At 59.9% G+C, this 25,238-nt stretch carries 22 protein-coding genes and 2 tRNA genes; 5 read left to right on the plus strand and 19 right to left on the minus strand.

What is annotated here, in order from left to right; translation table 11 throughout:
* Nucleotides 1-83: 83 nt before the first annotated feature.
* From KW849_RS15660 to KW849_RS15675, 4 genes are all read right to left on the minus strand, one after another.
* Nucleotides 84-1,385: a virulence factor family protein gene (locus KW849_RS15660; RefSeq protein ID WP_218430255.1), complete on the minus strand. Its 1,302-nt coding sequence runs from the start codon at nt 1,383-1,385 to the stop codon at nt 84-86.
* Nucleotides 1,385-4,027 (minus strand): bifunctional lysylphosphatidylglycerol flippase/synthetase MprF, encoded by a 2,643-nt coding sequence (gene mprF, locus KW849_RS15665; RefSeq protein WP_218430256.1) that lies wholly within the window; start codon nt 4,025-4,027, stop codon nt 1,385-1,387. Before mprF ends, KW849_RS15660 begins: the two co-directional genes overlap by 1 nt.
* Nucleotides 4,028-4,309: 282 nt before the next feature.
* A tRNA-Met gene (locus tag KW849_RS15670) sits at nt 4,310-4,386 on the minus strand.
* Between the two features lie 232 nt (nt 4,387-4,618).
* Nucleotides 4,619-4,695: transfer RNA gene (locus KW849_RS15675), tRNA-Met, on the minus strand.
* A gap of 300 nt (nt 4,696-4,995) precedes the next feature.
* Between KW849_RS15675 and dinB the strand changes: the two genes are divergently transcribed.
* On the plus strand, nt 4,996-6,057 hold the full coding sequence (gene dinB / locus KW849_RS15680) for a DNA polymerase IV (protein ID WP_218430258.1): 1,062 nt from the start codon (nt 4,996-4,998) through the stop codon (nt 6,055-6,057).
* Between the two features lie 96 nt (nt 6,058-6,153).
* On the opposite strand, the gene KW849_RS15685 is transcribed toward dinB, so the two are convergent.
* The 4 genes from KW849_RS15685 to KW849_RS15700 all read right to left on the minus strand — a co-directional run bounded on the left by KW849_RS15685 (nt 6,154) and on the right by KW849_RS15700 (nt 10,952).
* Nucleotides 6,154-7,107 carry a hypothetical protein gene (locus tag KW849_RS15685; protein ID WP_218430260.1) on the minus strand — a complete coding sequence of 318 codons (954 nt, stop codon included), beginning with the start codon at nt 7,105-7,107 and terminating at the stop codon, nt 6,154-6,156.
* 19 nt (nt 7,108-7,126) lie between these two features.
* Nucleotides 7,127-8,842 carry a proline--tRNA ligase gene (locus KW849_RS15690; protein ID WP_218430262.1) on the minus strand — a complete coding sequence of 572 codons (1,716 nt, stop codon included), beginning with the start codon at nt 8,840-8,842 and terminating at the stop codon, nt 7,127-7,129.
* Between the two features lie 143 nt (nt 8,843-8,985).
* Nucleotides 8,986-10,545, minus strand: a complete 1,560-nt coding sequence (locus KW849_RS15695) for an AmpG family muropeptide MFS transporter (protein ID WP_218430264.1) — start codon at nt 10,543-10,545, stop codon at nt 8,986-8,988.
* Nucleotides 10,546-10,589: 44 nt separating this feature from the next.
* Entirely contained in the window at nt 10,590-10,952 is a 363-nt protein-coding gene (locus tag KW849_RS15700; RefSeq protein ID WP_256357244.1) for an MGMT family protein, read from the minus strand.
* A gap of 154 nt (nt 10,953-11,106) precedes the next feature.
* On the opposite strand from KW849_RS15700, the gene KW849_RS15705 reads away from it, so the two are divergent.
* A complete protein-coding gene (locus KW849_RS15705; RefSeq protein ID WP_218430268.1) occupies nt 11,107-12,114 on the plus strand; it encodes a DUF481 domain-containing protein in 1,008 nt (335 codons plus the stop codon).
* Between the two features lie 160 nt (nt 12,115-12,274).
* Here KW849_RS15705 and KW849_RS15710 read toward each other — a convergent pair whose 3' ends face one another.
* Nucleotides 12,275-12,484: a cold-shock protein gene (locus KW849_RS15710; protein ID WP_002554837.1), complete on the minus strand. Its 210-nt coding sequence runs from the start codon at nt 12,482-12,484 to the stop codon at nt 12,275-12,277.
* A gap of 353 nt (nt 12,485-12,837) precedes the next feature.
* On the opposite strand from KW849_RS15710, the gene dcd reads away from it, so the two are divergent.
* Nucleotides 12,838-13,404: a dCTP deaminase gene (gene dcd, locus KW849_RS15715; protein ID WP_085724551.1), complete on the plus strand. Its 567-nt coding sequence runs from the start codon at nt 12,838-12,840 to the stop codon at nt 13,402-13,404.
* Between the two features lie 107 nt (nt 13,405-13,511).
* A complete protein-coding gene (locus tag KW849_RS15720; protein ID WP_218430270.1) occupies nt 13,512-13,721 on the plus strand; it encodes a hypothetical protein in 210 nt (69 codons plus the stop codon).
* 66 nt (nt 13,722-13,787) lie between these two features.
* On the opposite strand, the gene KW849_RS15725 is transcribed toward KW849_RS15720, so the two are convergent.
* The 8 genes from KW849_RS15725 to KW849_RS15760 form a co-directional block, all read right to left on the minus strand.
* Nucleotides 13,788-14,552, minus strand: coding sequence for an ABC transporter ATP-binding protein (locus tag KW849_RS15725; protein ID WP_218430272.1), 765 nt, complete (start codon nt 14,550-14,552; stop codon nt 13,788-13,790).
* 14 nt (nt 14,553-14,566) lie between these two features.
* Nucleotides 14,567-15,685: a succinylglutamate desuccinylase/aspartoacylase family protein gene (locus tag KW849_RS15730; RefSeq protein ID WP_218430273.1), complete on the minus strand. Its 1,119-nt coding sequence runs from the start codon at nt 15,683-15,685 to the stop codon at nt 14,567-14,569.
* A 12-nt stretch (nt 15,686-15,697) separates the two neighbouring features.
* Entirely contained in the window at nt 15,698-16,408 is a 711-nt protein-coding gene (locus KW849_RS15735; protein ID WP_218430274.1) for an ABC transporter permease, read from the minus strand.
* A complete protein-coding gene (locus KW849_RS15740; RefSeq protein ID WP_108216707.1) occupies nt 16,405-17,133 on the minus strand; it encodes an ABC transporter permease in 729 nt (242 codons plus the stop codon). Before KW849_RS15740 ends, KW849_RS15735 begins: the two co-directional genes overlap by 4 nt.
* A 56-nt stretch (nt 17,134-17,189) precedes the next feature.
* A complete protein-coding gene (locus KW849_RS15745; protein ID WP_007996874.1) occupies nt 17,190-17,972 on the minus strand; it encodes a transporter substrate-binding domain-containing protein in 783 nt (260 codons plus the stop codon).
* 225 nt (nt 17,973-18,197) lie between these two features.
* Nucleotides 18,198-19,868, minus strand: a complete 1,671-nt coding sequence (locus KW849_RS15750) for an ATP-dependent DNA ligase (protein ID WP_218430276.1) — start codon at nt 19,866-19,868, stop codon at nt 18,198-18,200.
* On the minus strand, nt 19,865-20,899 hold the full coding sequence (locus KW849_RS15755; protein WP_218430278.1) for a ligase-associated DNA damage response exonuclease: 1,035 nt from the start codon (nt 20,897-20,899) through the stop codon (nt 19,865-19,867). Before KW849_RS15755 ends, KW849_RS15750 begins: the two co-directional genes overlap by 4 nt.
* Before the next feature lie 257 nt (nt 20,900-21,156).
* Nucleotides 21,157-23,607 (minus strand): penicillin acylase family protein, encoded by a 2,451-nt coding sequence (locus tag KW849_RS15760; RefSeq protein WP_218430280.1) that lies wholly within the window; start codon nt 23,605-23,607, stop codon nt 21,157-21,159.
* Nucleotides 23,608-23,860: 253 nt separating this feature from the next.
* Between KW849_RS15760 and KW849_RS15765 the strand changes: the two genes are divergently transcribed.
* A complete protein-coding gene (locus tag KW849_RS15765) occupies nt 23,861-24,418 on the plus strand; it encodes a cysteine hydrolase family protein (protein WP_218430390.1) in 558 nt (185 codons plus the stop codon).
* A 121-nt stretch (nt 24,419-24,539) separates the two neighbouring features.
* Here the strand turns inward: KW849_RS15765 and KW849_RS15770 are convergent, their stop codons facing one another.
* Complete coding sequence (locus KW849_RS15770) at nt 24,540-24,746, minus strand: SEC-C metal-binding domain-containing protein (RefSeq protein WP_007955014.1); 207 nt, start codon at nt 24,744-24,746, stop codon at nt 24,540-24,542.
* A complete protein-coding gene (locus tag KW849_RS15775) occupies nt 24,743-25,237 on the minus strand; it encodes an LEA type 2 family protein (protein WP_218430391.1) in 495 nt (164 codons plus the stop codon). The genes KW849_RS15770 and KW849_RS15775 overlap by 4 nt, the downstream gene beginning before the upstream one ends.
* Nucleotide 25,238 lies beyond the last annotated feature (1 nt).

Here is a 25,238-nt window from a genome sequence, read left to right on the forward strand (position 1 = left end):
GCCTTCGGCAGCTCCTACATTGGAATGTGTACACCCTGTAGGAGCTACCGAAGGCAGCGATCTTTTTGGGAGGCTCTATCAGATCACTCCTGAGCGGTCGTTTCGGCTTCCTTCGCCTGCCGCTTCTCGATCACATCCACCAGACGCTTGGCCAGCGCCGGGTAGTTCTCGTCGAAGTGGTGGCCGCCAGGCAGCTTGATGGCTTCGCCCACAGCAGTCTTGTCGGTGCAGCCGCTTTCGTCGGTTTCTTCTTCACCGTAGATGCACACCACTTTGGCGGCTGGCAGTTTAGCCATTTCCGGGCCGGTGGCGGCTTCTTTGCCGGCATTACCGAGCCAGCCTTCGACTTCGATCTCGAAGCTGCCGGTACGGGCGAAGGCCAGCAGGATGATCGCGTCGACGCGTTGCTGCTCCGATTCGGCCAGGCGGTTGTAGATCGCTGGCAGAACATCTGCGCCGAACGAGTAACCGGTCAGGATGAAGCGCTTGGTGCCCCATTTCTGTCGGTAGTGTTGCATCAGTTCTGCCAGGTCCAGTGCGCTTTGCTCCGGGCTCTTGTGCTGCCAGTAGTAGCGCAGGGTGTCGATGCCGACTACGGGATAGCCGATCTTGGCCATCTCGCCCGCCACGTCGCGGTCGAGGTCACGCCAGCCGCCATCACCGGACAGGAACAGGGTGACAGTGTCCCTGGCCTGGCCTGCTGGCACTTCGACCACCGGGATCTGCAGGCCGCCAGCAGCCTTGTCACCACCGACGAGGATCTTGCGCAGCTCGTTGTTCAGCACTTGTGGCAGGTTGATGTCGTAGTCGCTGATGCTGGTTTCGGCGTTCGGTTGATCGCGCACGAAGCCGGCACTGGTGTCGTCCGGGTTGTCGTTCCATGCCACCAGCCAGTGGCCGTGGGCCGCGCTTTTCGGCAGCAGGTGCGTGCAGCCAGGCTTTTCCAGGGCCAGGTCGACCGAGATGGCCTGAGCCTTGTCGCTCTTCTGCTCGGACAACCAGCGCCAGGCCAGCACGGCGCCCGGGCCGATACCGCTGACCAGGGTCGCCGGGCCTTTCAGCTCTCTCAGGCCCGATTGCAGGGCACGGCTTTGCAGCAGGCAGTCCTTGGGCAGGATCACCTGGACAATCTGCGCCGAGCCGCTACGGCTCAGGGTCATCAATTGCTTGTCGCTGAGTTTCTGGTCTTCGTTGACCGCTACCAGCACCTGGGCGCGCGACGTGTTGCCGGGGGTGACGCGGGTCATCGCCGCACCATCGGCCGGGGTCAGCAATTGGAGGGTCGGTTCCGGTGCCGGGCGTTTCAGGTACCAGTAACCGCCACCGAGAACCAGGGCCACTATCACCAGTGTGCCCAATACATACCGCAAGGAGCGTTGAATCATCAGCGTTTCACCAATCCGGTCAAGCCGCCCGCGATCAGGGCAGCAGTGTCGGCCAGCGCAACCAGCGGATCGAGTCCGGCGGGCACGGCCATATAACGGGGTTCCCAATCAGGCTGGAACTTGTCTTTGAAGCGGCGCAAGCCCTGGAAGTTGTACAGCTGCTCACCACGGCGGAATACCATCGAGCCCAGGCGCTGGGTCAATGGCGCGCCGCGACGGGGTTGCAACCCCGACAACGGCACCATGCCCAGGCTGAAACGCGCGTATCCATGGTTTTTATAATGTTGAATCAGGCCGACCATCATGAACTCCATGGTCAGCTTCGGGGCATCCGGGTGCGCGCGCATCAGGTCGAGGCTGGCCAGGTCATGGCCGTAGGTCTCGAGCAGGTTGGCGAACGCTACCGGGCGTCCTTCGAAACGAATCACCGCGATGCGGAAATACTTGAGGTAGTCATCGCTGAAACGGCCGAGAGAGAAGCCTTTCTCGCGCACGTTCTTGCCGGTCAGCCAGGCATCGGAAATCACCTTGAGCTCATCCATCGGCGCCTGGCCCGGCTCGAAGATCTCCAGCGACAGACCATCGCGGGTGCCTCGGTTCCAGGTGTAGCGCAGGTCCTTCATCTCTTTGCCCTTGGCTTCGAGATCAAAACGCTTGAGGTCGACCCGGGCTTCTTCGCCGAGCTTGATCGCGGTCAGGCCGATGTCCATGTAGTACGGCAGGTTCTCGGCGCGCACTTGATAGAACACGGGACGGGCGTGGTGGATGTCGCACAGGTCGCGGAACTGCCAGATCATTTCTGCCCGTTGCTGGCCCGGGCCGATCGGGTCATACAACGCCACCAGGCTGCGGCCACGGCGGGCGTACATCAGGAACGCCTCGTCGTTGGGGTGAAACAGCAGCGCCTTGTCACCGGTCAGGGCCAAGCCGCCATCCGGTTGGGCCGATGCCATGAGGATCTTGCTGGCGCGCTCCAGTTCGTCGGGCGTCGGCAGGTGGATCACCGGGCGCGCGGTGCGCAGCAGCCAGGTCAGCGACACCACCATCAGCAGCACGGCAGCCCCGAGCAACGAACGCAGGCCGCGTGGGGCATCGGCGTCCAGAGTGAACTGCCACCAGAGTTGATGGCTGTACGGGACGTCCTGATAGGCGAACAGCAGCAACCAGATCGACGCACCGAGCACGCACAGGCTGGCCACCAGGTACAGCGGCGAGAACGGTACTTCGGTCAGGCGGCTGGGGCGATAGAACGAGCGACGGAATACCCCGAGCAGGCTCGCCGTCAGCACCATCAGGCTGGCTTCCTCCCAGTCGAAGCCTTTGAGCAGTGAGAGCAGGGCGCCGACCAGCAACAAAATGGTGGTCAGCATCCATGCGGCCGACAGCCGGCGACGCAGCCCCTGGGCCAGCAACAGGCAAAGAACGCCGACCAGGCTGGCACCAAAGTGCGAAGCATCGACCAGTCGATGGGGGATCAGAAAACCGATGTGTTCCAGGCGAGTATCGATTTCCGGGGTGGCGCCGGAGAACAGCAGGACAACACCGGACAGGAATACCAGCACCGCCAGTATCGGAGCCGCGAGGCCTGAGGCCGCGCGCAACGTCTGGCGTGTCTGGAACAGGCGCTGACCTTCGTTGATCAGCAACAGCAGGCAGGCCACCAGCAAGGGCAGGACAACGTAGATCAAGCGATAGAGCAGCAGGGCGGCCGCCAGTGGCGCAGCACCGAGGGTGTCGGAAAACGCCGCCAGCAAAATCGCCTCGAACACCCCGACACCACCCGGCACATGGCTGAGCACGCCGGCGGCCAGCGCCAACAGGTAAACCAGCAGGAACGCACCAAAGGGCGGTGTTTCCGGCAGCAGCAGATAGAGCACGGTCGCAGCGGCTGCTACGTCGAGGGCTGTGATGATCAATTGCAGGAAGGTCAGGCGACGCCCGGGCAGGCGCAAGGTGCGACGCCCGACCTTGACCAGCAGGTTGTCCGGGTAAGGCTGTTCCGGCAGCCGACGACGGTAGATACCGATAGCCAGCACCGAAAACAGTACGAGCACGGCACCTGCCACCACGCCCAGCAATGTCTCGGAGAGTCCCAGGGCGGTGGACGCCGCCGGCAGGTCGCTGAGCGTCGCCAGGGCAGCCAGCGGCGGCAGGGCGCAACCCAGCGAGAGACTGGCGAACAGTGTCATGCGGGCGACTTCAGCCGCTCCCAGGCCATGGCGGGCATAGAGGCGATAGCGAACCGAACCGCCCGACAACATTGAAAGACCGATAGCGTTGCCAATGGCAAAGGCCGTGAAACCACCCAGCGCCAACTCGCGCGGTGCCAGGCTCACCCCGGCATAGCGGCTGGCCGACCATTCGTAGCCGAGCAGAATGATGAAGCCCACCACGGTTGCGCCCAGTGCGCCCAGCAAGGCAGGTTTCGGGACTTCGAGGATCGAATCGTGCAGCGCGTAAAGATCGAGTTCGCTCAACAGGTGGCGACAGGCAATCAGCGCGATCGCGAACAACAGCAGGGTGACCGCCAGGCCAATGGGTTGACGGTATTTGCTCAAACGATCGAGCAGGCGCAGACGCTCAGCCTTGATCGGTTGTGTCGCTGTGACAGTGTCTTGTGAATCAGACGAGTTGGCGCGCATCAATCACCTCTTGGATTGTGCGCGACAGGATGGGGGTATCCAGCCAAGTTACCAATCCCTGCAGAAAAAAATAATCACAAATATTAACGCCTATCACCGGGCGACGGGGATGGCGCGTCATCAGTCGTGAAGGCTTCAGCCTGCGATAGAGCATAGTCTGAACCCGGCGCATGGGTGCCCCCCCCCAAACGGCTTGCTTCACAGTGACAGGTCATTGTTGCGAAAGGACTTTTTCAACAGATACAAAAAAGGCCACTCTTTCGAGTAGCCTTTTTTGATGTTTGGTTGCGGGAGCCGGATTTGAACCGACGACCTTCGGGTTATGAGCCCGACGAGCTACCAGACTGCTCCATCCCGCGTCTGTGTGGCGGCATTCTATAGAGTAATGCCGGGGTGTCAACCGTTAATCCTGAATCAGGTCAAATAAACGTTGAATCGCGGTAAACGGTCGCCGCGATGGCCTAAGTTTCGGAATCAGAACGATTTCCGGTTTCGGTGTCGTTGAGTGTCCTGACCTTGTTTCGGTGTTCGACGCTACAAAACGAGCACGCACAAAAAAGGCCACTCTTTCGAGTAGCCTTTTTTGATGTTTGGTTGCGGGAGCCGGATTTGAACCGACGACCTTCGGGTTATGAGCCCGACGAGCTACCAGACTGCTCCATCCCGCGTCTGTGTGGCTCATTCTATAGAGATGCGCTCGGGTGTCAACCTCCAATTCCGATAAAACCTCTTCCTGTTCAATCGGTTAGCGTTCAAAAGGGGAGGTCGACCGGTCTGTGAGGCAGGCAGGACAAGGCCTGCGCTTCTATTGAAAGTAATTTTTCGATTGAAAAAATAAATTCACAATCGACTCTTCCTACGATTGGAAAAGAACATTCAGACCACTGGTGCTATATACAGGTGTCGGTGAGATACTGTTTGTCCGGCACGTTATGACGCCTTTTCTTTGCCATGAACACGGCTTTGCTATGACTCAACGCAAGATCATCCACGTCGATTGTGACTGCTTCTATGCAGCCATCGAAATGCGCGACGACCCACGCCTGGCCGGTAAACCACTGGCGGTAGGTGGGGCGGCGGACCGGCGCGGGGTGATCGCCACCTGCAATTATGAGGCGCGAGCGTACGGGGTGCGTTCGGCGATGTCCTCCGGGCATGCCTTGAAGCTGTGCCCGGACCTGACCATCGTCAAGCCACGCATGGACGCCTATAGAGAAGCTTCCAGGGAAATCCACACGATCTTTCGCGATTACACCGAGATCATCGAGCCGCTCTCGCTCGATGAGGCGTACCTCGATGTGTCGGACAGTGCGCATTTCGGTGGTAGCGCAACGCGCATCGCCCAGGACATCCGGCGCCGGGTCTCCAACCAGTTGCATATCACCGTGTCGGCGGGTGTGGCGCCGAACAAGTTTCTGGCCAAGATCGCCAGTGACTGGAAAAAGCCCAATGGCCTGTTCGTCATCACGCCGGACCAGGTCGAGGATTTTGTCAGTGGCTTGCCGGTGAGCAAATTGCACGGGGTCGGCAAAGTCACTGCCGACAAACTCGGCAAGCTGGGGATCACCGATTGCCTGCAATTGCGCGAGTGGGACAAGTTGGCGCTGGTGCGTGAATTCGGCAGCTTTGGCGAGCGACTCTGGAGCCTGGCCCGTGGGATAGATGACCGCGTGGTGCACAACGACAGTCGTCGTCAGTCGATCAGTGTTGAAAATACCTACGACGTCGATCTGCCAGATCTGAAGAGTTGCCTGGATAAATTGCCCGAGCTGCTGGAGACCCTGGCTGGCCGCATGGCGCGAATCGACAGCAGCTATCGTCCGGGCAAGCCATTCGTCAAAGTGAAGTTCCACGACTTCACCCAGACGACATTGGAGCAGGCCGGGGCAGGGCGGGATCTGGGCAGTTATCAGTTGATGCTGACCCAGGCCTTCAATCGCGGCGGTAAACCCGTGCGGTTGTTGGGCGTCGGCGTGCGGCTGGAGGACTTGCGGGGCGGGTTCGAGCAGATGGAGTTGTTTGAGCGGTAAATTCTGAAACACAAAAGATCGCAGCCTGCGGCAGCTCCTACAGAAGAACGCGATCTGTTGTAGGAGCTGCCGCAGGCTGCGATCTTTTTTTGGGGTTTAGTTCAGCCCCGGATTCGCCACCAGTCGCTCGCCATTGCGGGCCAGTGACTTGAGGAATTCGGTCTGCAATTCAGGATCATTGCGCGTCAGTTCGATCAGGCTCTGTTCCAGCTCACTGGCTTCCTCTTCAAGACCCAGCTCCGACAGGCGTTTGACCCGGTGGACCCATTGGCTGACTTCGTCACCCTCGAGATCGTCATAAATCAACCCGTGGGCCTCATAGAGCTTGCTGCGCAAGTTGCTGCTGATGACCAGGGTGGAATCGTTGTGCACGTTGCCCTGGGCATCCTCGACACGGATCAGCAAGCGGCTCAGATGATTGATGTCATGTTCGGCGAACGGGTTGTCCAACAGATTCAGGCGTAACACGCCGTTTTTGTCAGTGGTCAGCTCGAAGGTTTCCTTGCCGGCCTTGACCTCGACCGGGCGCTCGCTCCAGGGCAGGCTTGAGTATTCCGTACGCTTGTCGCGCTGGACTTCATCAATGCCGGCCAGGTTCTGTTGCGCGCGACCGTGGGACTGCACGTTCATGAACGGGTTGAGCCCGGCGAAACCGTAGCTCAGCCAATCCTTGGTCACGCTGTCCGGCAGATTGCCGAGGGCGAACACATTGACCACGTTGGCACCGACACCCGCCACCACGGCCACCGCGCCCAGCGGGATTTCGTAAATCTCCCGCCAGGGTTGGTACGGCGTATAGCGGTCGTAGTGACGCGTGACTTCGTACTCGGTGACTTCGAAAGTCTTCTGCTCGTGAATTTTCACCCGCCGTTGCGGCAGCTCAAGCACCTTGGGCTCACCGACATCGATCTGCAGGCTGTGATCGAGCAGTTTGCGCTCGACACGTTCCTCTTGCTCGCTGCGTTGTGACATGTGGTTGGCACAGCCGCTGACCAGCAGGGTGCCGCACAAGGCAGCACCACCGAGGCCTAAGGTGTTTCGCTTGAACATGACGCCTCTATGTCTGGTATCAGCGGCGGATGCGGGCCTGAAGGAACGACAGTACGTCGTCGACCGGCAGCGCTTGCGCATCGGCCTCGGTGCGACTCTTGTATTCCAGGTTGCCTTCGGCCAGGCCGCGGTCGCTGACCACGATCCGGTGTGGAATGCCGATCAATTCCATGTCCGCGAACTTGATGCCCGGGCTGGTTTTCTTGTCGCGGTCGTCGAGCAGCACTTCGAAGCCGGCAGCGGTGAGTTGCGCGTACAGCTTGTCGGTGGCCTCACGAACCTGTTCGGTTTCGTAGCGCAGCGGCACCAGGGCGATCTGGAACGGCGCGAGGGTGTCGCTCCAGATGATCCCGTTTTCGTCGTTGTTCTGCTCGATGGCAGCCGCTACCACGCGGGACACGCCGATGCCGTAGCAGCCCATTTCCAGGGTGACCGGCTTGCCGTTTTCGCCCAGCACTTCGCACTTCATCGCTTTGCTGTACTTGTTGCCCAGCTGGAAGATGTGCCCGACTTCGATGCCGCGCTTGATTTCCAGGGTGCCTTTGCCGTCCGGGCTCGGGTCGCCGGCCACAACGTTGCGCAGGTCGGCAACGGTCGGAACAGGCAGGTCGCGCTCCCAGTTCACGCCGAAGTAGTGTTTGTCGTCGATGTTGGCGCCGATGCCGAAGTCGCTCATCAGTTCGACCGAACGGTCGATGATGATCGGCAGCGGCAGGTTCAACGGACCCAGGGAACCGGCACCGGCGCCAATGGCGTCGCGCAGTTCGCTTTCCGAGGCCATGACCAGCGGGCTGGCAACGCCTGGCTGGTTGCCCGCCTTGATTTCGTTCAGCTCATGGTCGCCACGGATGATCAGGGCAATCAGCTTGCCTTTCTCTTCAGCGTGCACCACGAGGGTCTTGATGGTTTTTTCGATCGGCAGGTTGAAGCCTTCGACCAGTTGCGCAATGGTCTTGGCATTCGGCGTGTCGACCAGGCGCAGTTCTTCGGACGGAGCGGCGCGCGAGGTTTCCCGTGGCACGGCCTCGGCTTTCTCGATGTTCGCCGCGTAGTCGGAGCCGTTACTGAAGACGATGTCGTCTTCGCCCGATTCGGCCAGAACGTGGAATTCGTGGGAGCCGGCGCCGCCGATGGAGCCGTTGTCGGCTTCAACAGGGCGGAACCTCAGGCCCAGACGGGTGAACACGTTGCAGTAAGCCTGGTGCATGCGGTCGTAGGTGACCTGCAGCGAAGGCTGATCGGCGTGGAAGGAGTAGGCGTCCTTCATGATGAATTCGCGGCCGCGCATCAAGCCAAAGCGTGGGCGGATCTCGTCACGGAATTTGGTCTGGATCTGGTACAGGTTGATCGGCAGCTGCTTGTAGCTGCTCAATTCGTTGCGCATCAGATCGGTGATGACTTCTTCGTGGGTGGGACCTGCGCAGAAGTCGCGACCGTGGCGATCCTTGAAGCGCAGCAATTCAGGGCCATACTCTTCCCAGCGCCCGGATTCCTGCCACAGCTCTGCCGGTTGCGTGCTCGGCATCAACACTTCGAGAGAGCCGGCGGCGTTCATTTCTTCGCGAACGACGGCTTCGACCTTGCGCATTACCCGCAAGCCCATCGGCAGCCAGGTGTACAGGCCCGAGGCGAGTTTGCGGATCATGCCGGCGCGCAGCATCAGCTGGTGGCTGATCACGACCGCGTCGGAAGGCGTTTCTTTTTGTGTGGCGAGCAAAAATTGACTGGTGCGCATGGTTGGCCGTTATCGATTGCTGATGACGAGAAATGACGGAACATTGTACGGGCGAGATCCGCTGGCGTACAGGCGTGCGGTCAGTGGTGTGGCAGGAGGGCACGATTCACTCGGCCCTCCGCGATTGTTCCTGCGTAAAGATCCTACGATTCTTCGGTGACCGGGGTCTGCACCGGTTCCGGTGTCGGTGTCGGACCTTCGCGGCGGTTCTCCTGGAACCAGTGCAAGGCGATCAACAGCAGGGTCGGGACGCCCAGCAAAGCGGTGATCAGGAAGAAGTTGTGGTAACCGAATTTTTCCACCATGACCCCGGAATAGCCACCGATCAGGCGCGGCAGCAACAGCATGATCGAGCTGAGCAGGGCGTATTGGGTGGCGGAGAACTTGAGGTTGGTCAGGCTCGACAGGTAGGCGACGAACGCCGAGGTGGCCAGGCCTGAACTGAAGTTGTCCAGGGAGATGGTCAGCACCAGCATGTTCAGGTTGGGGCCCATATCGGCGAGTATCAGGAACAGGATGTTGGTCGCCGCGGATGCGACGCCGCCGATGAACAGAATCGGCAGGATGCCGAAACGCACGATCAGCAGGCCGCCCATGCCGGCACCTACCAGGGTCATGATCAGGCCGAAGATTTTGCTGACGCTGGCGATCTGGTCCTTGGTGAAGCCCTGGTCGATGTAGAACACGTTGGCCATCACGCCCATGACCGTATCGGACATCCGATAGGTGGCGATCAAACCGAGTAGCAGCAACGCTTGCCAGCGGTATCGCAGGATGAAGTCGTTGATCGGAGTCAGCACCGGTGCCAGGCCGCGACGGCCCATGGCCGAGAGGCACAGGGCGGTGAGCGTGATATAGAGGATGGCCCGCAGGAACGCGCGGTCTTCGAGCAGCAGGTCGAGCACGCTCACGCCTTCGAACAGTACGCTGGCGAAGTCGGTGTAGTAGAGCTGGGTGAACATGGCCGGCACGGACACCAGCAATATGATCAGCACGAACACCGAGGCCAGTTGATGCACGAAGCTGTAGCGCCCGGCCTGCAGTTGCGTGCGCAACGGCACGGGTGGTTCGCGCATGAACGTGGAAGTCAGCAGTGCCGGGACCATCAGCACCCCGAACAGAATGTAAGTGCCGGCCCAGGCCGAATGCTTGTAGTTGAAGCCGGTGGAGCCAAAGCCTTCGGCGAAGTACAGCGCGCCTGCAGTCGCCAGCAGCGCGGCGACCCGGTAGCCGGACATGTAGCTGGCGGCCAGGGCGGCCTGACGATTGTCTTCGGCGATTTCCAGGCGATAGGCGTCTACCGCAATATCCTGCGTCGCTGATGCGAAAGCGACGACCACGGCAATGGCGATCAGCCAGGACAAATGCTTTTGCGGATCGCAGAAACCCATCCCGATCAGGCCAAGGATGACCAGTGCTTGGGACAGCACGAGCCAGGATCGTCGTCGACCGAGTTTGCCAAGCAATGGCAGTCGCCATTGGTCGAGCAACGGTGACCAGACCCATTTGAAGGCATATGCCAGGCCAATCAGGCTTGCATAACCAATGGTTTCACGCGCCACGCCAGCCTCACGCAGCCAGACTGAAAGCGTCGAAAACACCAGCATGTAGGGCAGGCCGGCGGCGAAACCAAGCAGCAACAGCACGAGTGTCGAAGGGCTGGCATAAGCGGCGAGCGCGGCGCGCCAGGTTTTACGGGGCATGGGCTGGAGTCTGCCTCAAGAAATACGGAAACAAAGCGCGCACTCTAACCGCTGTGCTCTACCGGACGCCAGCCATGGCGCTGAATATCAACACGATTATTCAGGACACTGATGCCCTCCATGCGTAATCGTGCGCGCTGCTCATCGCCCGAAGGGCTGCCCGCCGGCAGGCTGATACGCCCGTTTGCACCCAGAACGCGATGCCAGGGTAATTTGCTGTCGCTCGGCAATTGGCTGAGGGTGCGGCCGACCCAGCGGGCGGCGCGACCCAGTCCTGCAAGCTCGGCCAATTGACCGTAGCTGACGACTTTGCCCTCGGGAACTTGCGCCAGTGTCAGATACAGCGCCGTGCGTCGGATTTGCGCCGCACTCTCGGGTTCATCGGTTGGATCGGTCACGTCCGTCATTCCTGAAGAAGTCTGCTTTACCATCTGTAGAGTAAATCCTGTACAGGCGGTTGAGAAATGAACTCAACAGAAATAGTCGGGTCAGTCCTTGTCAGGACATTATTCCTACGGATAATGCCGACTTTTCTCGCAAGCCCGAGCCCGTATTTTGCTTATGTTGTCCAGACCCCTGCTGTGTCTCGCTGTCCTCAGTGCTTCTACTCCCTTGTTAGCCGATACCGTGTGGTTGAAGAACGGTGACAAGCTGAGCGGCAAGATCACGCTGTTCGATGGCGGCAAGCTGCTGATCCAGACCGAGTACGCCGGTGCGGTGACGATCGACTGGAAACAGGTCAAGACTCTGGACAGCGATCAGCAATTGCTGGTCAAGCAGGATGCCTACAGTGGCGAGAAAGCCAAGTCGCTGAAAGCGGCGGACGCCGGCAAGGTCACGCTGGCCAACGGCGACGCACCGAAGACGGTCGAGCTGGCAAGCATTCAGCAGATTCTCAAGCCAAAACCGGTGGTTGAGGATCTGGTGTGGAAAGGCAACGTCGATATCGCGCTGGATTATCAGCGGGCGGAAAACGACACCGATGACTACGACATCGATTTCAAGACCAGTGCGCGCCACGGTCGCTGGCGGCATACCGCCGAAGGTGAATACAACCGCGAGTTCCAGGACGACGTGGTGACCACGGACAACTGGCGGGCCGAGTATTCCATCGACCGATTCCTGACCGAGCAATGGTTCTGGCAGGGGCGCCTGGTGTACAAGCGCGACAAGGTCGAAGACCTTTCCCGTCAGCGCACCGTCGGTACCGGTCCCGGCTATCAGTTCTGGGATAACGAACTCGGGGCGTTCTCCCTGGGCTCGCTGGTCAACCACACGGACTATGAATTCTCCGATGGCAGCAAGGACAATTTCTACGCACTGGCCATGACGTGGGATTACAACCGCTACCTGGTCGGCAAGCGTGTCGAGTTCTTCACCAGTGGTGAGGTCGGCAAGCCGCTGTCGGGTGTGGCCGACTACGCACTCGATGCCGAGATGGGGTTGCGCTACAAGGTGACTGACTGGGCTTCGCTGAACCTGAAGGCGGAGCGGGACATCATCAGCGGCACCGACGATGCGGATCTGGACAAGACACGCTACACCGCAGGATTTGGCGTGACCTGGTAAGACGCTAAAAGATCGCAGCCTGCGGCAGCTCCTGCAGGGGAGTTATGTTCACCCTGTAGGAGCTGCCGCAGGCTGCGATCTTTTTTACCTGTGAAAAACACACAGGCACAAAAAAGCCCCGCTGTTGAGGGCGGGGCTTTTTTACTAAAGCAAGTACAAGTTAGATAACTTGAACTTCTTCAGCTTGCATGCCTTTCTGACCGCGGGTAGCGATGAAAGAAACCTGTTGGCCTTCTTTCAGGCTTTTGAAGCCGTCGGATTGGATAGCTTTGAAGTGAACGAACAGGTCGTCACCGGATTGTGGAGTGATGAAGCCGAAGCCTTTTTCATCGTTGAACCACTTAACGGTACCGGTTTGGCGATTAGACATGGTGTAACTCCTTGAACAAAGATAACTGCGACTCAGGAAGAACCCTGGCCGAGACTGAGTGCAAAGAGCAGGAAAAATTCTTGTAGATGGTTGGATCGAAATTCAACATATCGTGTAGAGATTCTCAGTGACACAAGCAGCACAGTGGCGCCACCTTAACCCTTTTTCCGGGACGTGCCAATGCTTCTTGCGAAGGTTTCTCTGATTTAAGGATCGGCGGTGCGACGGTTCGTCGCCAGCACAGGTAATTCCTGCCTGTTCGGCGAGAATTGCACCGCGGACTTTGAACCCGGCGGCGCGCCCGGTAAGATGCCGGACAGAATTTTTCGACCTCGCTATTCAGGACACCCGCCATGAGCATCAAATCGGACAAGTGGATTCGCCGCATGGCGCAGGAACACGGCATGATCGAGCCGTTCGTCGAGCGCCAGATGCGCGGCAGCGACGATAGCCGTGTGATCTCCTATGGCGTGTCGAGCTACGGCTACGATGTGCGTTGCACCAGTCATTTCAAGGTGTTCACCAACATCAATTCGGCCATCGTCGATCCGAAGAACTTCGATGCCGGCAGCTTCGTCGACATCCACAGCGACGTGTGCATCATTCCGCCTAATTCCTTCGCCCTGGCCAGCACCGTCGAATACTTCCGCATTCCGCGTAATGTCTTGACCATTTGCCTGGGTAAAAGCACCTACGCGCGCTGCGGCATCATCGTCAACGTCACGCCGCTCGAGCCTGAGTGGGAAGGTCACGTGACCCTTGAGTTCTCCAATACCACCAATTTGCCGGCGAAAATCTACGCGAACGAAGGCGTGGCGCAGATGCTGTTCCTCGAATCTGACGAAGAATGTGAAGTGTCCTACAAGGACCGTGGCGGCAAGTACCAGGGCCAGCGTGGCGTGACCCTGCCTCGCACCTGAGTCAACCGTCCGACAAGTGCCGGGAATTCCTGAGCGGGCGTACACTCTATGGGGTGTATTGTTCCGATCCGCGCAAGGCGGGTCGGGTCATCGCTCAGGAGTGCCGAATGAAGATCGATCCGCGAATCAGTGCCGAACTGGCAAGGCTTGAACCCAATCAGGTTGGCATTCTGGCCTGGTCCTTGTTGGCACATCCGCCCGTCAGCATGGCAGGGGGTATCCCCGGCCAGCCTGATCCTGATACCCCGAATGAACAACCTAACGAGCCAGGCGAGCCGACCCTGCCGGATGAGCCACCGCCTTCGCCTGTTGCCTGATAATCCGGACACCGCAGATCCACTGTAGGAGCGAGCAGGGCTCGCTCCTACAGGGTTTTGCGCAGGTTACTTCAGGTTGCCGCTGAGGAACTGCTTCAACCGCTCGCTTTTCGGATTGCCCAGCACGTCGTCTGGCGCGCCTTCTTCCTCAACCAGGCCCTGGTGCAGAAACAGCACCTGGCTCGACACTTTGCGGGCGAAGCTCATTTCGTGGGTCACCATGATCATGGTCCGGCCTTCCTCGGCCAGGCCCTGGATCACCTTCAGCACTTCACCCACCAGTTCCGGGTCCAGCGCCGAGGTCGGTTCGTCGAACAGCATGACTTCCGGCTCCATGGCCAGTGCGCGGGCAATCGCTACCCGTTGTTGCTGACCGCCGGACAGGAAGGCCGGGTATTGGTCCGCCACACGGGAGGCCAGCCCCACCTTGTCGAGGTAGCGCCGGGCGCGGTCCTCGGCTTCTTTCCGGTCACACCCCAGCACCCGACGCGGGGCCATGGTGATGTTTTCCAGCACCGTCATGTGGCTCCACAGGTTGAAGTGCTGGAACACCATGGCCAGGCGGGTGCGAATGCGCTGCAGTTCATTGGCATCGGCCACGTGTATGCCGTGACGGTCCTTGATCATGCGAATGTTCTGCCCGTCGAGGCTCATGGCGCCGTCGTTGGGTTGTTCCAGGAAGTTGATGCAACGCAAAAAGGTGCTTTTGCCCGAGCCGCTGGCGCCGATCAGGCTGATGACATCGCCGGTTTTGGCCTTGAGCGAAACACCTTTGAGGACTTCATGATCGCCATAACTCTTATGCAGGCCTTCGATGGTCAATTTGTACATGGGGGCGTGCATCCTCAAGGCGATAGCAGGTAGCCGCTGCGGTAGGCTTCGGCGCCCGCGACGTGGGCGATTACCATGCCGGCGGTGGCCATGCGCCGCAGCGAACGGACATACATCAGCCCGGCGGTGGTGCAGTGGACAGGGGTGACCTGATCGGTGATCGGGTCAATGATTTCAGCGATTTTCTGCCCTGCTTCCAGGTATTGCCCTGGCAGCGTGTCGTACACCAGCAGTCCGCCGACCGGCGTGGCCACGGGTTCGACCCCGGCCAGGGGCGTGGCCGGGTAGGGCAGTGCCGGCAGCGGCGCCGGTTCGCCGTCGATCGCTCCGAAATGGATCAGGTAATCGATCAAGGCCTGGCAATCGCGGCTGGCGAGCGGATGGTTGACGTCGCCCTGGCCGCGCAACTCGATGGTCACTGCGAAACTGCCGAGGGGAATCTCGAAGCGGTCGCCGAAGCGTTCCTGCAGTTGCAACCACACCAGCGGGAAACTCTCGTCGAAGGACTGACCACCGGAGTCGGTGGCCAGCATGCTGGCCTGGGACTCGATGTAGCGCGCCAATGGCTCGACCTGCGGCCAGGCTTGCGGGGTGGTGTAGAGATGGGCGACGGCTTCGAAGTCGCAGTGCAGATCCAGCACCATCTCGGCATCGCAGGCCAGTCGTTGCAGGGTCAGTCGCTGGGATTGCAGCTGGGTGCCGGCGGCTTTCCCGGCGAGCGCGTTGCGCAGGCTGGCGCGGATCAGCTCGGCGTTACGCTGCGGGTCATCGCCCAATTGTGCTTCGACGGCGTTGCCGACTTCTTCACTGAGGTCGATGAACCATCGATTGAAATTCTGCCCGCTCTCCAGTTCGAAGCGGCCTAGCGGTACATCCATCAGTGCCTGATCGAGGCCGATCGGGTTGGCCACCGGTACCAGCACGATTTCGCTGCGCAGGCGCCCGGCGGCTTCGAGATCCAGCAGTCGCTGCTTGAGATGCCAGGCCACCAGCATGCCGGGCAACTCATCGGCGTGCAGCGAGGACTGGATGTAGATCTTGCCTTTGGCCTTTTCCGGGCCGTAATGGAAGCTGTGGATCTGTCGTGCGGTCCCGGGCACAGGGGCCTGCAGATCATGAATCTGGTGGCGCATTTGTAAATAATCCTAGTGAGTCGGTCCGAGGAAGGCCAGCCATCGGCGTTCGGCAAGGCGGAACAGGCCGACCAGCGCAAAAGTGACGGTCAGGTAGATCAGCGCGGCGATGCCGAACGACTGGAAGGTCATGAAGGTCGCCGAGTTGGCGTCCCGGGCGACTTTCAGGATGTCCGGGATGGTCGCGGTGAAGGCCACTGTGGTCGAGTGCAGCATCAGAATCACTTCGTTGCTGTAATACGGCAATGAACGACGCAGGGCCGACGGCATGATCACGTAGGCGTACAGCTTCCAGCCGGTCAGTCCGTAAGCCTTGGCCGCTTCCACTTCACCGTGGGCCATGCTGCGGATTGCCCCGGCGAAAATCTCGGTGGTGTAGGCGCAGGTGTTCAGGGCGAAGGCCAGGATGGTGCAGTTCATCGCATCGCGAAAGAAGCTGTCGAGCAGCGGTTGGGCGCGCACGGCGGCCAGGCTGTAGATCCCGGTGTAGCAGATCAGAAGCTGGATATACAACGGCGTGCCACGGAACAGGTAGGTGTAGAACTGCACCGGCCAGCGAATGTAGAGGCGCGGTGAAACCCGGGCGATAGACAGCGGAATCGAGACGATGAAACCGAAGAATATCGATGCGCTGAGCAACCACATGGTCATGGCCAGACCGGTGATGTTGTTGCCGTCGCTGTAAAGGAAAGGTTTCCAGTATTCCTGCAGGAGTTCGATCATCGTACGGCCTCCCGGGTACCGGCGGAGTAACGACGTTCGAGCCAGCGCAGAATGAAGTTGGACGCGCTGGTGATCACCAGGTAGATCAGCGCGGCAAGTACCAGGAAGTAAAACAGTTGATAGCTGCTTTTGCCGGCGTCCTGGGCAGCCTTGACCAGATCGGCCAGGCCGATGATCGACACCAGGGCGGTGGCCTTGAGCATTACCATCCAGTTGTTACCGATACCTGGCAGGGCATAACGCATCATCTGTGGGAACACCACGATCCAGAAACGCTGGCCGCGCTTGAGGCCATAAGCGGTAGCCGCTTCGACCTGGCCCCGCGGAACCGCGAGAATCGCGCCACGGAAGGTTTCGGTGAAATACGCACCGTAGATGAAGCCCAAGGTAATGACCCCGGCGCTGAACGGGTTGATTTCGATGTATTCCCATTCCATGAAATCGGTAAACGAGGTCAGCCAGGTTTGCAGGCTGTAGAAGATCAGCAGCATCAGGACCAGGTCCGGAACGCCGCGAATGAGTGTGGTGTAAAGCTGGGCAGGCACGCGCATCAGTTTGACTTTTGACAACTTGGCACTGGCGCCAAGCAGCCCGAGCAACACGGCTACCAACAGCGATAACGCCGACAATTTGATCGTCATCCAGGTGCCTTGCATCAGCAGCGGACCGAAGCCCTTGAGGCTGAAGGCAGAGAGCCCCAGATTTTCCAGTAGGTTTTCAAACATAAATCAGCAGCCTGATCGGATGAAAAAAGCGCCCATCGAGAGATGGGCGCCGGGCATTATTTGCCGCTGTACAGATTCAGATCGCCAAAGTGTTTCTTCTGAATGGTGGCGTAGGTGCCATCATCGTGTAACGCTTTGATACCTTTATCCAAAAGTGCTTTCAGCTCGGTGTTACCTTTCTTAATACCGACCGCTGTTTTGGCCGGCAGCAGTTCATTGTCGACCGGCTTGCTGACTTCGTAGTCGGCACCCTGTGGCGACTTCAGGAAGCCCAGTTCGGCTTGCAGCATGTCCTGGATCCCTGCATCGAGACGACCGGAAGTCAAGTCAGCGTAGACCTGATCCTGGTTGGCGTAGGCCTGGGTTTTTACGCCGGCCTTGTCCAGGATGGCTTTGGCATAGGCTTCCTGAATGGTGCCTTGTTCGTAGCCGACGGTTTTGCCCTTGAGGGACGCGACGTCTGCGGTCACGCCGGAACCTTTCTTGGACACGTAAGCGGTTGGGCCGGAAAACAGCTCGCTGGAGAAGTCGATGACTTTTTCACGGGCCGGGGTCACGGTCATCGACGAGATCACACCGTCGAATTTATTGGCTTTGAGGCCGGGAATCATGCCATCGAAGTCACTTTCGACCCACTTGCACTTGACCTTCAGTTCGGCGCAGATCGCGTTCCCCAGATCGATGTCGAAGCCTACCAGGCTGCCGTCGGCCGCTTTTGACTCGAACGGTGCGTAAGAAGGGTCAACGCCGAAACGCAGTTCTTTGTACTCCTTCGCCATGGCGGAGCCAGCGGCCATGCACAACGCCAGTGCAGAAAGGGTCAGCAATGCTTTTTTCATTATTCAATCCCTAAAACCAATATGAGCGCTTGTGGCGCAGAATTATTGTTACTGGAAAGCGTAAGACCTGTTGAAAGTAGCAATTTCCGAACCAGAGTGCCGAACAAGCGTTTTAAAAGGTGTCTGGAAATAGCCGGAGACAGATTTATGCACGAAAACGGGCGCAGGGAAATGGCCGCACCCGTTCGACTCAAAAAGAAAAAATTTTGAGGATAAAAAGAAGGCTCAGCCGAGCAGATTTTGCAGGGTCGTCAAACTGTCGGCTTCGTCGACCGACTTGTCCTTGCGCCAGCGCAAGATGCGCGGAAAACGCACGGCAATGCCACTTTCGTGACGGTGGGAGAGGGCGATCCCCTCGAAACCCAATTCAAACACCAGGCTCGGCTGGACGCTGCTCACTGAGCCGATTTTTTCCACCGTGGTCTTGCGCACGAAGCTGTCGACCTGGCGGATTTCGTCATCGCTCAACCCTGAATGTGCTTTGGCGAACGGCACCAGGGAACGTTCGCTGGCGTCTGGCGGGCCGTCCCAGACGGCGAACGTGTAATCGCTGTAGAGGCTGGCCCGGCGTCCTTGCCCTCGTTGCGCATGGATCAGCACGGCGTCAACGCTGAAAGGGTCGACTTTCCATTTCCACCACGCACCCACGTCCTTGGTCCGGCCGACGCCGTACAAGGCATCGCGTGGCTTGAGCATCAGGCCTTCGACACCGAGGGCGCGGGATGTCTCGCGCTGGCGGGCGAGGTCGAGCCACGTGTTACCGGTCACCAATGGCGAAAGGTGCAACCGCGGATTGGCGCAGTCACAGGCCACCCGTTCCAGTTGCGCGCGTCGCTCGGCCTGACGCCGGTTGCGCCAGTCCTCACCCTGCCATTCGAGCAAATCGAAGGCGATTAACACGACTGGCACTTCTTCGAGGATTTTCCGGTCCAGGGTTTTGCGAGCGATGCGTTGTTGCAGGAGGGCGAAAGGTTGCGCCGCGGGTTGAAACACATTGTCGATGGCGGTTGGTGCAGATTTCCAGGCGACGATCTCGCCGTCGATCACCGTTCCGTCGGGAAGGCTCAGAAATAAGCTGTCCAGTTCAGAGAAGCGTTCGGTCACCAGCCCTTCACCCCGCGACCAGATCCACAGTCGCCCTTCGCGCTTGATCACCTGGGCGCGGATGCCATCCCATTTCCATTCCGCTTGCCAGTGCTGGACAGGGCCGAGCAGGGCTTCGAATTGTTCCACGGGCGGCGACAAGACGTGGGCGAGGAAAAACGGGTAGGGCTGGCCGCCACGCTGGGCGCGTTCATCCCGGGATTCGGCGGCGATCAGTTTCAGGTAGCGGGTGGCACTGGGGCGATGGGTCTGGTCGGTGTAACCCACCATGCGCTGGGCCACACGTTTGCTGTCCAGGTGAGCCACGGCTGCCAGGGCACGGGTCACCAATAACCTGGACACCACGACGCGCAAGCTGCCGGTGATCAGTTTGATGCAGACCATCAGGCTAGGACCGTCCAGTTGCGTCCACAGCGCCGGTAATCGTCGAGCGAGGGACTGCTCTGTTTCGCCGCGCAGTGGCAGCAATTTGTCCTCGATCCACGCGGCCAGCCCGTCGGTCGAATGATGCGACGCTTGCGGTACGACCAGCGAAATGGTTTCCGCGAGATCACCGACTGCCTGGTAACTCTCTTCGAACAGCCATTGCGGCAAACCGGAAAATGCCACGGCCAATTCGCGCAAGACCCGTACCGGCACCAATTGCCGGGGGCGTCCCCCTGACAGAAAGTACAACGCCCAGGCGGCATCTTCCGGCCTGGCCTGGGCGAAGTAGTTTTGCAATGCCGCCAGTCTGGCGTTGTTCGAGGTGCACCTGTCCAGTTCGGTATACAGTTCGGCGAACGCCTTCATGGCAGCATCTCGGCAGGCTCGGCTTCGGCGATGACCACATCCTCTTCGTGATCACCGTATTGGGTATTGAATTCCATGGCCTCGAGCCCCTGCTCGCGCAGATGGCGTACCAGCGCGCCGACCGAACCATGGGTCACCATGATCCGCTCAGCGCCAGTCTGTTCGATGGCCCAGAGCAGGCCGGGCCAGTCGGCGTGGTCGGACAGCACGAAGCCATGGTCCACACCGCGCTGCCGACGCGTGCCACGCAAGCGCATCCAGCCACTGGCGAAGCCATCGCTGTAATCGCCGAAGCGACGCATCCAGCTGCTATTCGCCGTTGAAGGGGGGGCAAGCAGCAGTGCCTTGCGCATCAGCGGGTCGCTCTTTTTTACGTCGGTGGCATGAATCGTGGGCGGCAGATAAACCCCCGCTTTGCGGTAGATCTCGTTGATGGATTCGACGGCGCCATGCACCAGAATGGGACCGAGTCGTGCGTCGATGCCATGGAGAATGCGCTGGGCCTTGCCGAGGGAATTACAGAACAGCACGCTGGCTTTTTCGACAGCCGCATTGGCCTGCCACCATTGATTGATCTCGGCAAACACCTGTGCCTGGGGTTGCCAGCGGTAGATCGGCAGGCCAAAGGTCGACCCGGTGATGAAGGTGTCGCAGCGTACCGGTTCAAACGGCGCGCAAGTGCCGTCGGGCTCGATCTTGTAGTCCCCGGATGCGACCCAGACTTGTGCGCCGTATTCCAGGCGTACTTGCGCCGAGCCGAGCACATGGCCGGCGGGATGAAAACTGAGGCGCACGCCTCGATGCAGCAGGCGTTCGCCATAGCTCAGGGTCTGCAGGTTGATGTTCTGGCCCAGTCGCGCACGCAGGATGGCCTCGCCGGGCGCTGCCGCCAGGTAATGCTGATTGCCGGCGCGGGCATGATCGTCGTGGGCGTGGGTGATCACAGCGCGTTCGACTGGCCGCCACGGGTCGATGTAGAAGTCGCCGGCGGGGCAGTACAAACCTTCGGGGCGCGAGATAACAAGGTCCATTTCGTTACCGGAGTGGAGGGGCTTGTCAGCTATGAGGTTGGCGTGTGGCGAGAAGTTCTATTTGTTTTTGGGAGGATTAATAACATCCCCTATAGGAGCGAGCTGTGGCGAGGGGGCTTGCCCCCGTTTGAGTGCGCAGCACTCACAAGATCTTCGATACATCGGAAATTTTGGGGCTGCTTCGCAGCCCAACGGGGCGGTGCGGCGTTCCGACAAGCCCCCTCGCCACAGCTCGCTCCCACAGACAGGGGGCGTGGTTATTTGCCGGGCGTCAGCGTCAACCGCGCCTTGCCATAGGCGTTGTCGAAGTTCTGCGGCTGCATCGGCAGGCTCATGTACTGGCCCTTGAGCCAGGGTTCGATGCCGTTAAGGTAGTTCGGGCTGGCCGGGTTGCCGGATTGGCCGGTGCCGTTTTGTGCCATCAGCGGCTCGGACTGGCCGAAGTCGACGATAAAGCGCATGGCTGGTGCCAGCGTAGTGTTGAAGTCCTGGCCCCAGGCGAAGGCGGCGGTGTTGAGCGTGGTGTGATCGCCACCGGCCGGCAGCGGTCCGCGTACGGTCTGGCTGCTGCTGTTTTTCCATTCATAGCGGTGCTGTTTGCCCCACTGCCAGGCCTTGGGATCACTGCCCAATTGGCTGTCGCCTGCGCTGATCGCTGCGGCGAGGCTGCGAGCGAGGATCACCGGTTTGTCTTCTTTCTGTGCGGTGCGCACGTCATCCCAGAACGGGCTGTCTTCACGCCCGAGCAAGTGATCGGCCTGGGCCGCGTAGGAAAGCTTGCCGTTGGCGACGAAGGCCTTCCATGCCGGGCTGCTTTGCGGGCCCAGTTCATCGAGGAAGATCTGCCGGGTGCTTTCCTGCAGGAACAGTTCGTAGATGGCCGCATCGGTGGAGGTCGGGCTGAGCTTGCCGTCGAACGCCATCAGGCGGCTGTAGGCCTCGTGTGCCTTGGCACGATCTGCCGCCGGCAAGGCGTCCATGGCTTGTTTGAGCGGCTGGGTCATGCCCGGCGCTTCAAACATTTTCTTCAGCTTGGCAGCGAAGGTAGTGGTCTGGTCGTATTGCATGGCGATCAGGCTGCGGCTGTCGTGCTTGCCTGCGCCGGCCAGTTCGGCCAGGCGCTCGCCGCGCTCAGGAGCGGCCCAGGAATTGGACAACTGCATGCCGTAGCCATGGGGAATGACCCGCTGGTTGGCAGTGCCGAGCCAGCCCTGGGCCGGGTCCTGGTCGTACGGGTGCAGCATCGGGTCGGCGTAGCCGTCCCAATCGTAACGGCCTTCCCAGCCCGGCGAGGGCAGCAGACCTTCGCCTTCGCGGCGGTTCGGGTAACGACCGGTGACTTGCCAGCCGATGTGGCTTGCGTCGGCAAACACCAGGTTCAGCGCGATGGCCCGAATTTCGCGGCTGGCGTCCGAGGCTTTCTCGACGCTCTGGGCGCGGGACAGGTCGAAGAACGCGTCCAGGGTCTTGTCGTCAGTGAAGCTCGGCATCTGCAAGGCCAGGCCGAAACCATTGGCCAGTGTGGTGCCCTGGGCACTATTGAGCAGCGGGCCATGGCGGGTTTCGTACACCGCTTCGCGAATCGGCCGCTGGCCTTTGACGAAATAGGTTTCGTTGCGCACGATCGCCGGCTGCCATTTCCCGGCGTTTTCGTAGGTGAGCCCGTTGCCCTGGCGTTTGATCTTCTCCAGGAACAGGTCCTGGTTGTCGCCCATCACGGACGTCATGCTCCATGCCACCTTGCCGTTGAAACCACCGAGCACCATTGGCAGGCCCGCGATGGTCACGCCGGACGCCTGATACTTCGGCGCGCGAATCTGCACGTAACTGAACAACGAAGGCACGCCCAGCGGGCCGTGACTGTCACTGGCCAACAGGCTCTTGCCGGTGCGGCTGCGTTGCGGGGCGATGGCCCAGTTATTCGACGAGGTGGCGCCGAGCAGGTTCAGGTCCGACAGTTGCCCGGTGGCCTTGCCGAGTTCGGCCAGCCCCGGCACTTGCCCGTTGAGTTTGATGCCTTGCAGTTTTTCGCTTTCGGCGACCGGCAGTTTTTCGTCGGGAGCCGACGGCGTCAACCACGCCAGTTTGTCGGTGGTGACGCTCTGGGCCAGTACCAGCGCGGAAATTTCTTCCGGCAGGTTGGTCGACTGGCTGAAGTTCAACAGGCAGAAAATCAGCGCCGAATCTTCCGGCTGCCAGTATTCGGGCTGGTACCCGGAGGCCGCGAGGTCCGCCGGCAGTTTGTCGCGGTAGCGGAACAGGTAGGCGTTGACGCCGCGCGCATAGACTTCGAAGAAACGCTTGAGACGCGGCGAAGAGGCCTTGTACAACTCGCCAGCACTTTTCTTCAGGTTGACCGCCCGCATGTAACGGTCGGCATCCAGCAGGTCCGCCCCCTGCATCTCGGCCAAACGGCCCTGGGCCAGCAGGCGCAGGGTGACCATCTGCGTGATGCGGTCGCTGGCATGCACGTAACCGAGGGTGAACAGCGCGTCGTGGAAGCTGTTGCTTTCGATCAGCGGCATGCCCATGGCATTGCGGCGCACCGAAACGTTCTGCGCCAGGCCCTTGAGCGGTTGCACGCCGGAGGTCGGCGGGAGGGTGTCCTGGGCGTTGAAGTTCTGACAACCGGTCAGGCTCAAGACGCCGGTCACTGCTGCGGCAACGCCGAACCGGGGTAGAAAATGAGTAAGGGCTGGCGAGGCCATGGCAAAGCTCCTGCGGGGTGGTGGCGCAATAAAGGCGCTACGTTAGTGAGCAGGTGATGGCCGCGCAAGCGGGGTAAGAGGTTATTTCAAGATTTGTCAAAGATCGCTGCCTTCGGCAGCTGCTGTAGAGATACGCCGATCTCGCGTAGGAGCTGCCGAAGGCTGCGATCTTTTGATCCTCAATAGTGGCTTGCCAGCCGTAACTGGTGATATTGAAGTGCGACACGCTCAACAATCTTTGAGAAAAATCGGCATGGAGCTCAAGGCAAACGCGGCACTTATCATCATCGATCAACAAAAAGGCATCCTGCATCCCAGACTCGGCCGCCGGAATAATCCTCAGGCTGAAGAGCGCATGCTGGAATTGCTCGGCCATTGGCGGCGCACCGTTCGACCAGTGATCCATGTGCAGCACCTGTCCCGCTCGGAGGACTCAGTGTTCTGGCCGCAGCAGTCGGGGGTGGAGTTTCAGGAACGGTTTCAGCCCATGGCCGGTGAACGTTTGATCCAGAAACAGGTGCCGGATGCGTTTTGTTCGACGGGGCTGGAGACGCAGTTGCGCGCGGCGGCGATCGGGCAATTGATCATCGTGGGTGTCGCGACCCACAACTCGGTGGAATCCACGGCGCGTACCGCAGGCAACCTGGGGTTTGATACCTGGGTGGCCGAGGATGCGTGCTTTACCTTCGACAAGGCTGATTTTTTCGGCCATGCCCATAGCGCCGAAGAGGTGCATGCGATGTCGCTGGGGAATTTGCAGGGGGAGTATGCGACGGTTGTCAGCACCGCATGTGTATTAAAGGCGGACTGAAAAACCTGTAGGAGCAGCCGGTCGACGCTCGATTGCTCGCTCCTACAAGGGAACTGCATTCACAGCACAGGTCTGCTCGCGAAGGCGATTCAACAGGCGAAGCAAGCCTTCGCCCGAAGCATCAAGCGCCGTGGCACTTCTTGAATTTCTTGCCGTTGCCGCATGGGCACGGATCGTTGCGGCCGACGTCTTTCAGGGCATTGCGCACCGGTTCCTGGTGAGCGTGGCCGCAGTTCGGACCGTGGACATGGCCGTGGTCGTGATCATGGTGGTGATGGTCATGATCGTGGTTGCAGTCAGGGCCGTGGACGTGGGGTTGCTGGGTCATCGGTGTTGCTCCGGAATTAAATCGGCAGCGATTATCACGCCATTGCGCGCCAAGTGCACGTAGTGGGCGATGAATATACCGGTTTCCAGTTCACCTTCCAGACGATAGGGAATGGGTTGATCGGATTTTTTCAGCAGCTTGGCCAGATCACGGACCTTGGACCACAGGTTGGTGCGGATCGGCACCTTGAAGTAAGCGCTGTGCCTGGGGCCGATGGTGAACCAGTGTTCGTACTCGCCGTCGGCCAGCAGTATGTCACCCAAGTGAACGCGGTACTCCAGACTACGCACCGTCAGGTCGCTGTCGTTGGGGTTGTCGATGCGAAAGTGCAGGAGGAATTTCTGTTCCAGCAGTTTGGCGCTGACCACCTCGATCTTTACCAGATGGACCTCGGGGTCCGGCAAGTCGTCGTCGAACCACGATGCACAGCCGCCGAGTCCGAGTGTCAGGAACAACGTGAGCAGATAGAGTGCGCTGCGGCGGATGATCATC

Origin of the sequence: Pseudomonas sp. PDM26, from assembly GCF_019219185.1 — a bacterium.
In the GTDB taxonomy this organism is placed as follows: domain Bacteria; phylum Pseudomonadota; class Gammaproteobacteria; order Pseudomonadales; family Pseudomonadaceae; genus Aquipseudomonas.

Excerpts from the sequence above, each read along its gene's own strand:
- KW849_RS15660 (WP_218430255.1), bottom strand. The coding sequence starts at position 1,385 with ATGATTCAACGCTCCTTGCGGTATGTATTGGGCACACTGGTGATAGTG.
- mprF (WP_218430256.1), bottom strand. The coding sequence starts at position 4,027 with ATGCGCGCCAACTCGTCTGATTCACAAGACACTGTCACAGCGACACAA.
- dinB (WP_218430258.1), top strand. The coding sequence starts at position 4,996 with ATGACTCAACGCAAGATCATCCACGTCGATTGTGACTGCTTCTATGCA.
- KW849_RS15685 (WP_218430260.1), bottom strand. The coding sequence starts at position 7,107 with ATGTTCAAGCGAAACACCTTAGGCCTCGGTGGTGCTGCCTTGTGCGGC.
- KW849_RS15690 (WP_218430262.1), bottom strand. The coding sequence starts at position 8,842 with ATGCGCACCAGTCAATTTTTGCTCGCCACACAAAAAGAAACGCCTTCC.
- KW849_RS15695 (WP_218430264.1), bottom strand. The coding sequence starts at position 10,545 with ATGCCCCGTAAAACCTGGCGCGCCGCGCTCGCCGCTTATGCCAGCCCT.
- KW849_RS15700 (WP_256357244.1), bottom strand. The coding sequence starts at position 10,952 with ATGACGGACGTGACCGATCCAACCGATGAACCCGAGAGTGCGGCGCAA.
- KW849_RS15705 (WP_218430268.1), top strand. The coding sequence starts at position 11,107 with ATGTTGTCCAGACCCCTGCTGTGTCTCGCTGTCCTCAGTGCTTCTACT.
- KW849_RS15710 (WP_002554837.1), bottom strand. The coding sequence starts at position 12,484 with ATGTCTAATCGCCAAACCGGTACCGTTAAGTGGTTCAACGATGAAAAA.
- dcd (WP_085724551.1), top strand. The coding sequence starts at position 12,838 with ATGAGCATCAAATCGGACAAGTGGATTCGCCGCATGGCGCAGGAACAC.
- KW849_RS15720 (WP_218430270.1), top strand. The coding sequence starts at position 13,512 with ATGAAGATCGATCCGCGAATCAGTGCCGAACTGGCAAGGCTTGAACCC.
- KW849_RS15725 (WP_218430272.1), bottom strand. The coding sequence starts at position 14,552 with ATGTACAAATTGACCATCGAAGGCCTGCATAAGAGTTATGGCGATCAT.
- KW849_RS15730 (WP_218430273.1), bottom strand. The coding sequence starts at position 15,685 with ATGCGCCACCAGATTCATGATCTGCAGGCCCCTGTGCCCGGGACCGCA.
- KW849_RS15735 (WP_218430274.1), bottom strand. The coding sequence starts at position 16,408 with ATGATCGAACTCCTGCAGGAATACTGGAAACCTTTCCTTTACAGCGAC.
- KW849_RS15740 (WP_108216707.1), bottom strand. The coding sequence starts at position 17,133 with ATGTTTGAAAACCTACTGGAAAATCTGGGGCTCTCTGCCTTCAGCCTC.
- KW849_RS15745 (WP_007996874.1), bottom strand. The coding sequence starts at position 17,972 with ATGAAAAAAGCATTGCTGACCCTTTCTGCACTGGCGTTGTGCATGGCC.
- KW849_RS15750 (WP_218430276.1), bottom strand. The coding sequence starts at position 19,868 with ATGAAGGCGTTCGCCGAACTGTATACCGAACTGGACAGGTGCACCTCG.
- KW849_RS15755 (WP_218430278.1), bottom strand. The coding sequence starts at position 20,899 with ATGGACCTTGTTATCTCGCGCCCCGAAGGTTTGTACTGCCCCGCCGGC.
- KW849_RS15760 (WP_218430280.1), bottom strand. The coding sequence starts at position 23,607 with ATGGCCTCGCCAGCCCTTACTCATTTTCTACCCCGGTTCGGCGTTGCC.
- KW849_RS15765 (WP_218430390.1), top strand. The coding sequence starts at position 23,861 with ATGGAGCTCAAGGCAAACGCGGCACTTATCATCATCGATCAACAAAAA.
- KW849_RS15770 (WP_007955014.1), bottom strand. The coding sequence starts at position 24,746 with ATGACCCAGCAACCCCACGTCCACGGCCCTGACTGCAACCACGATCAT.
- KW849_RS15775 (WP_218430391.1), bottom strand. The coding sequence starts at position 25,237 with ATGATCATCCGCCGCAGCGCACTCTATCTGCTCACGTTGTTCCTGACA.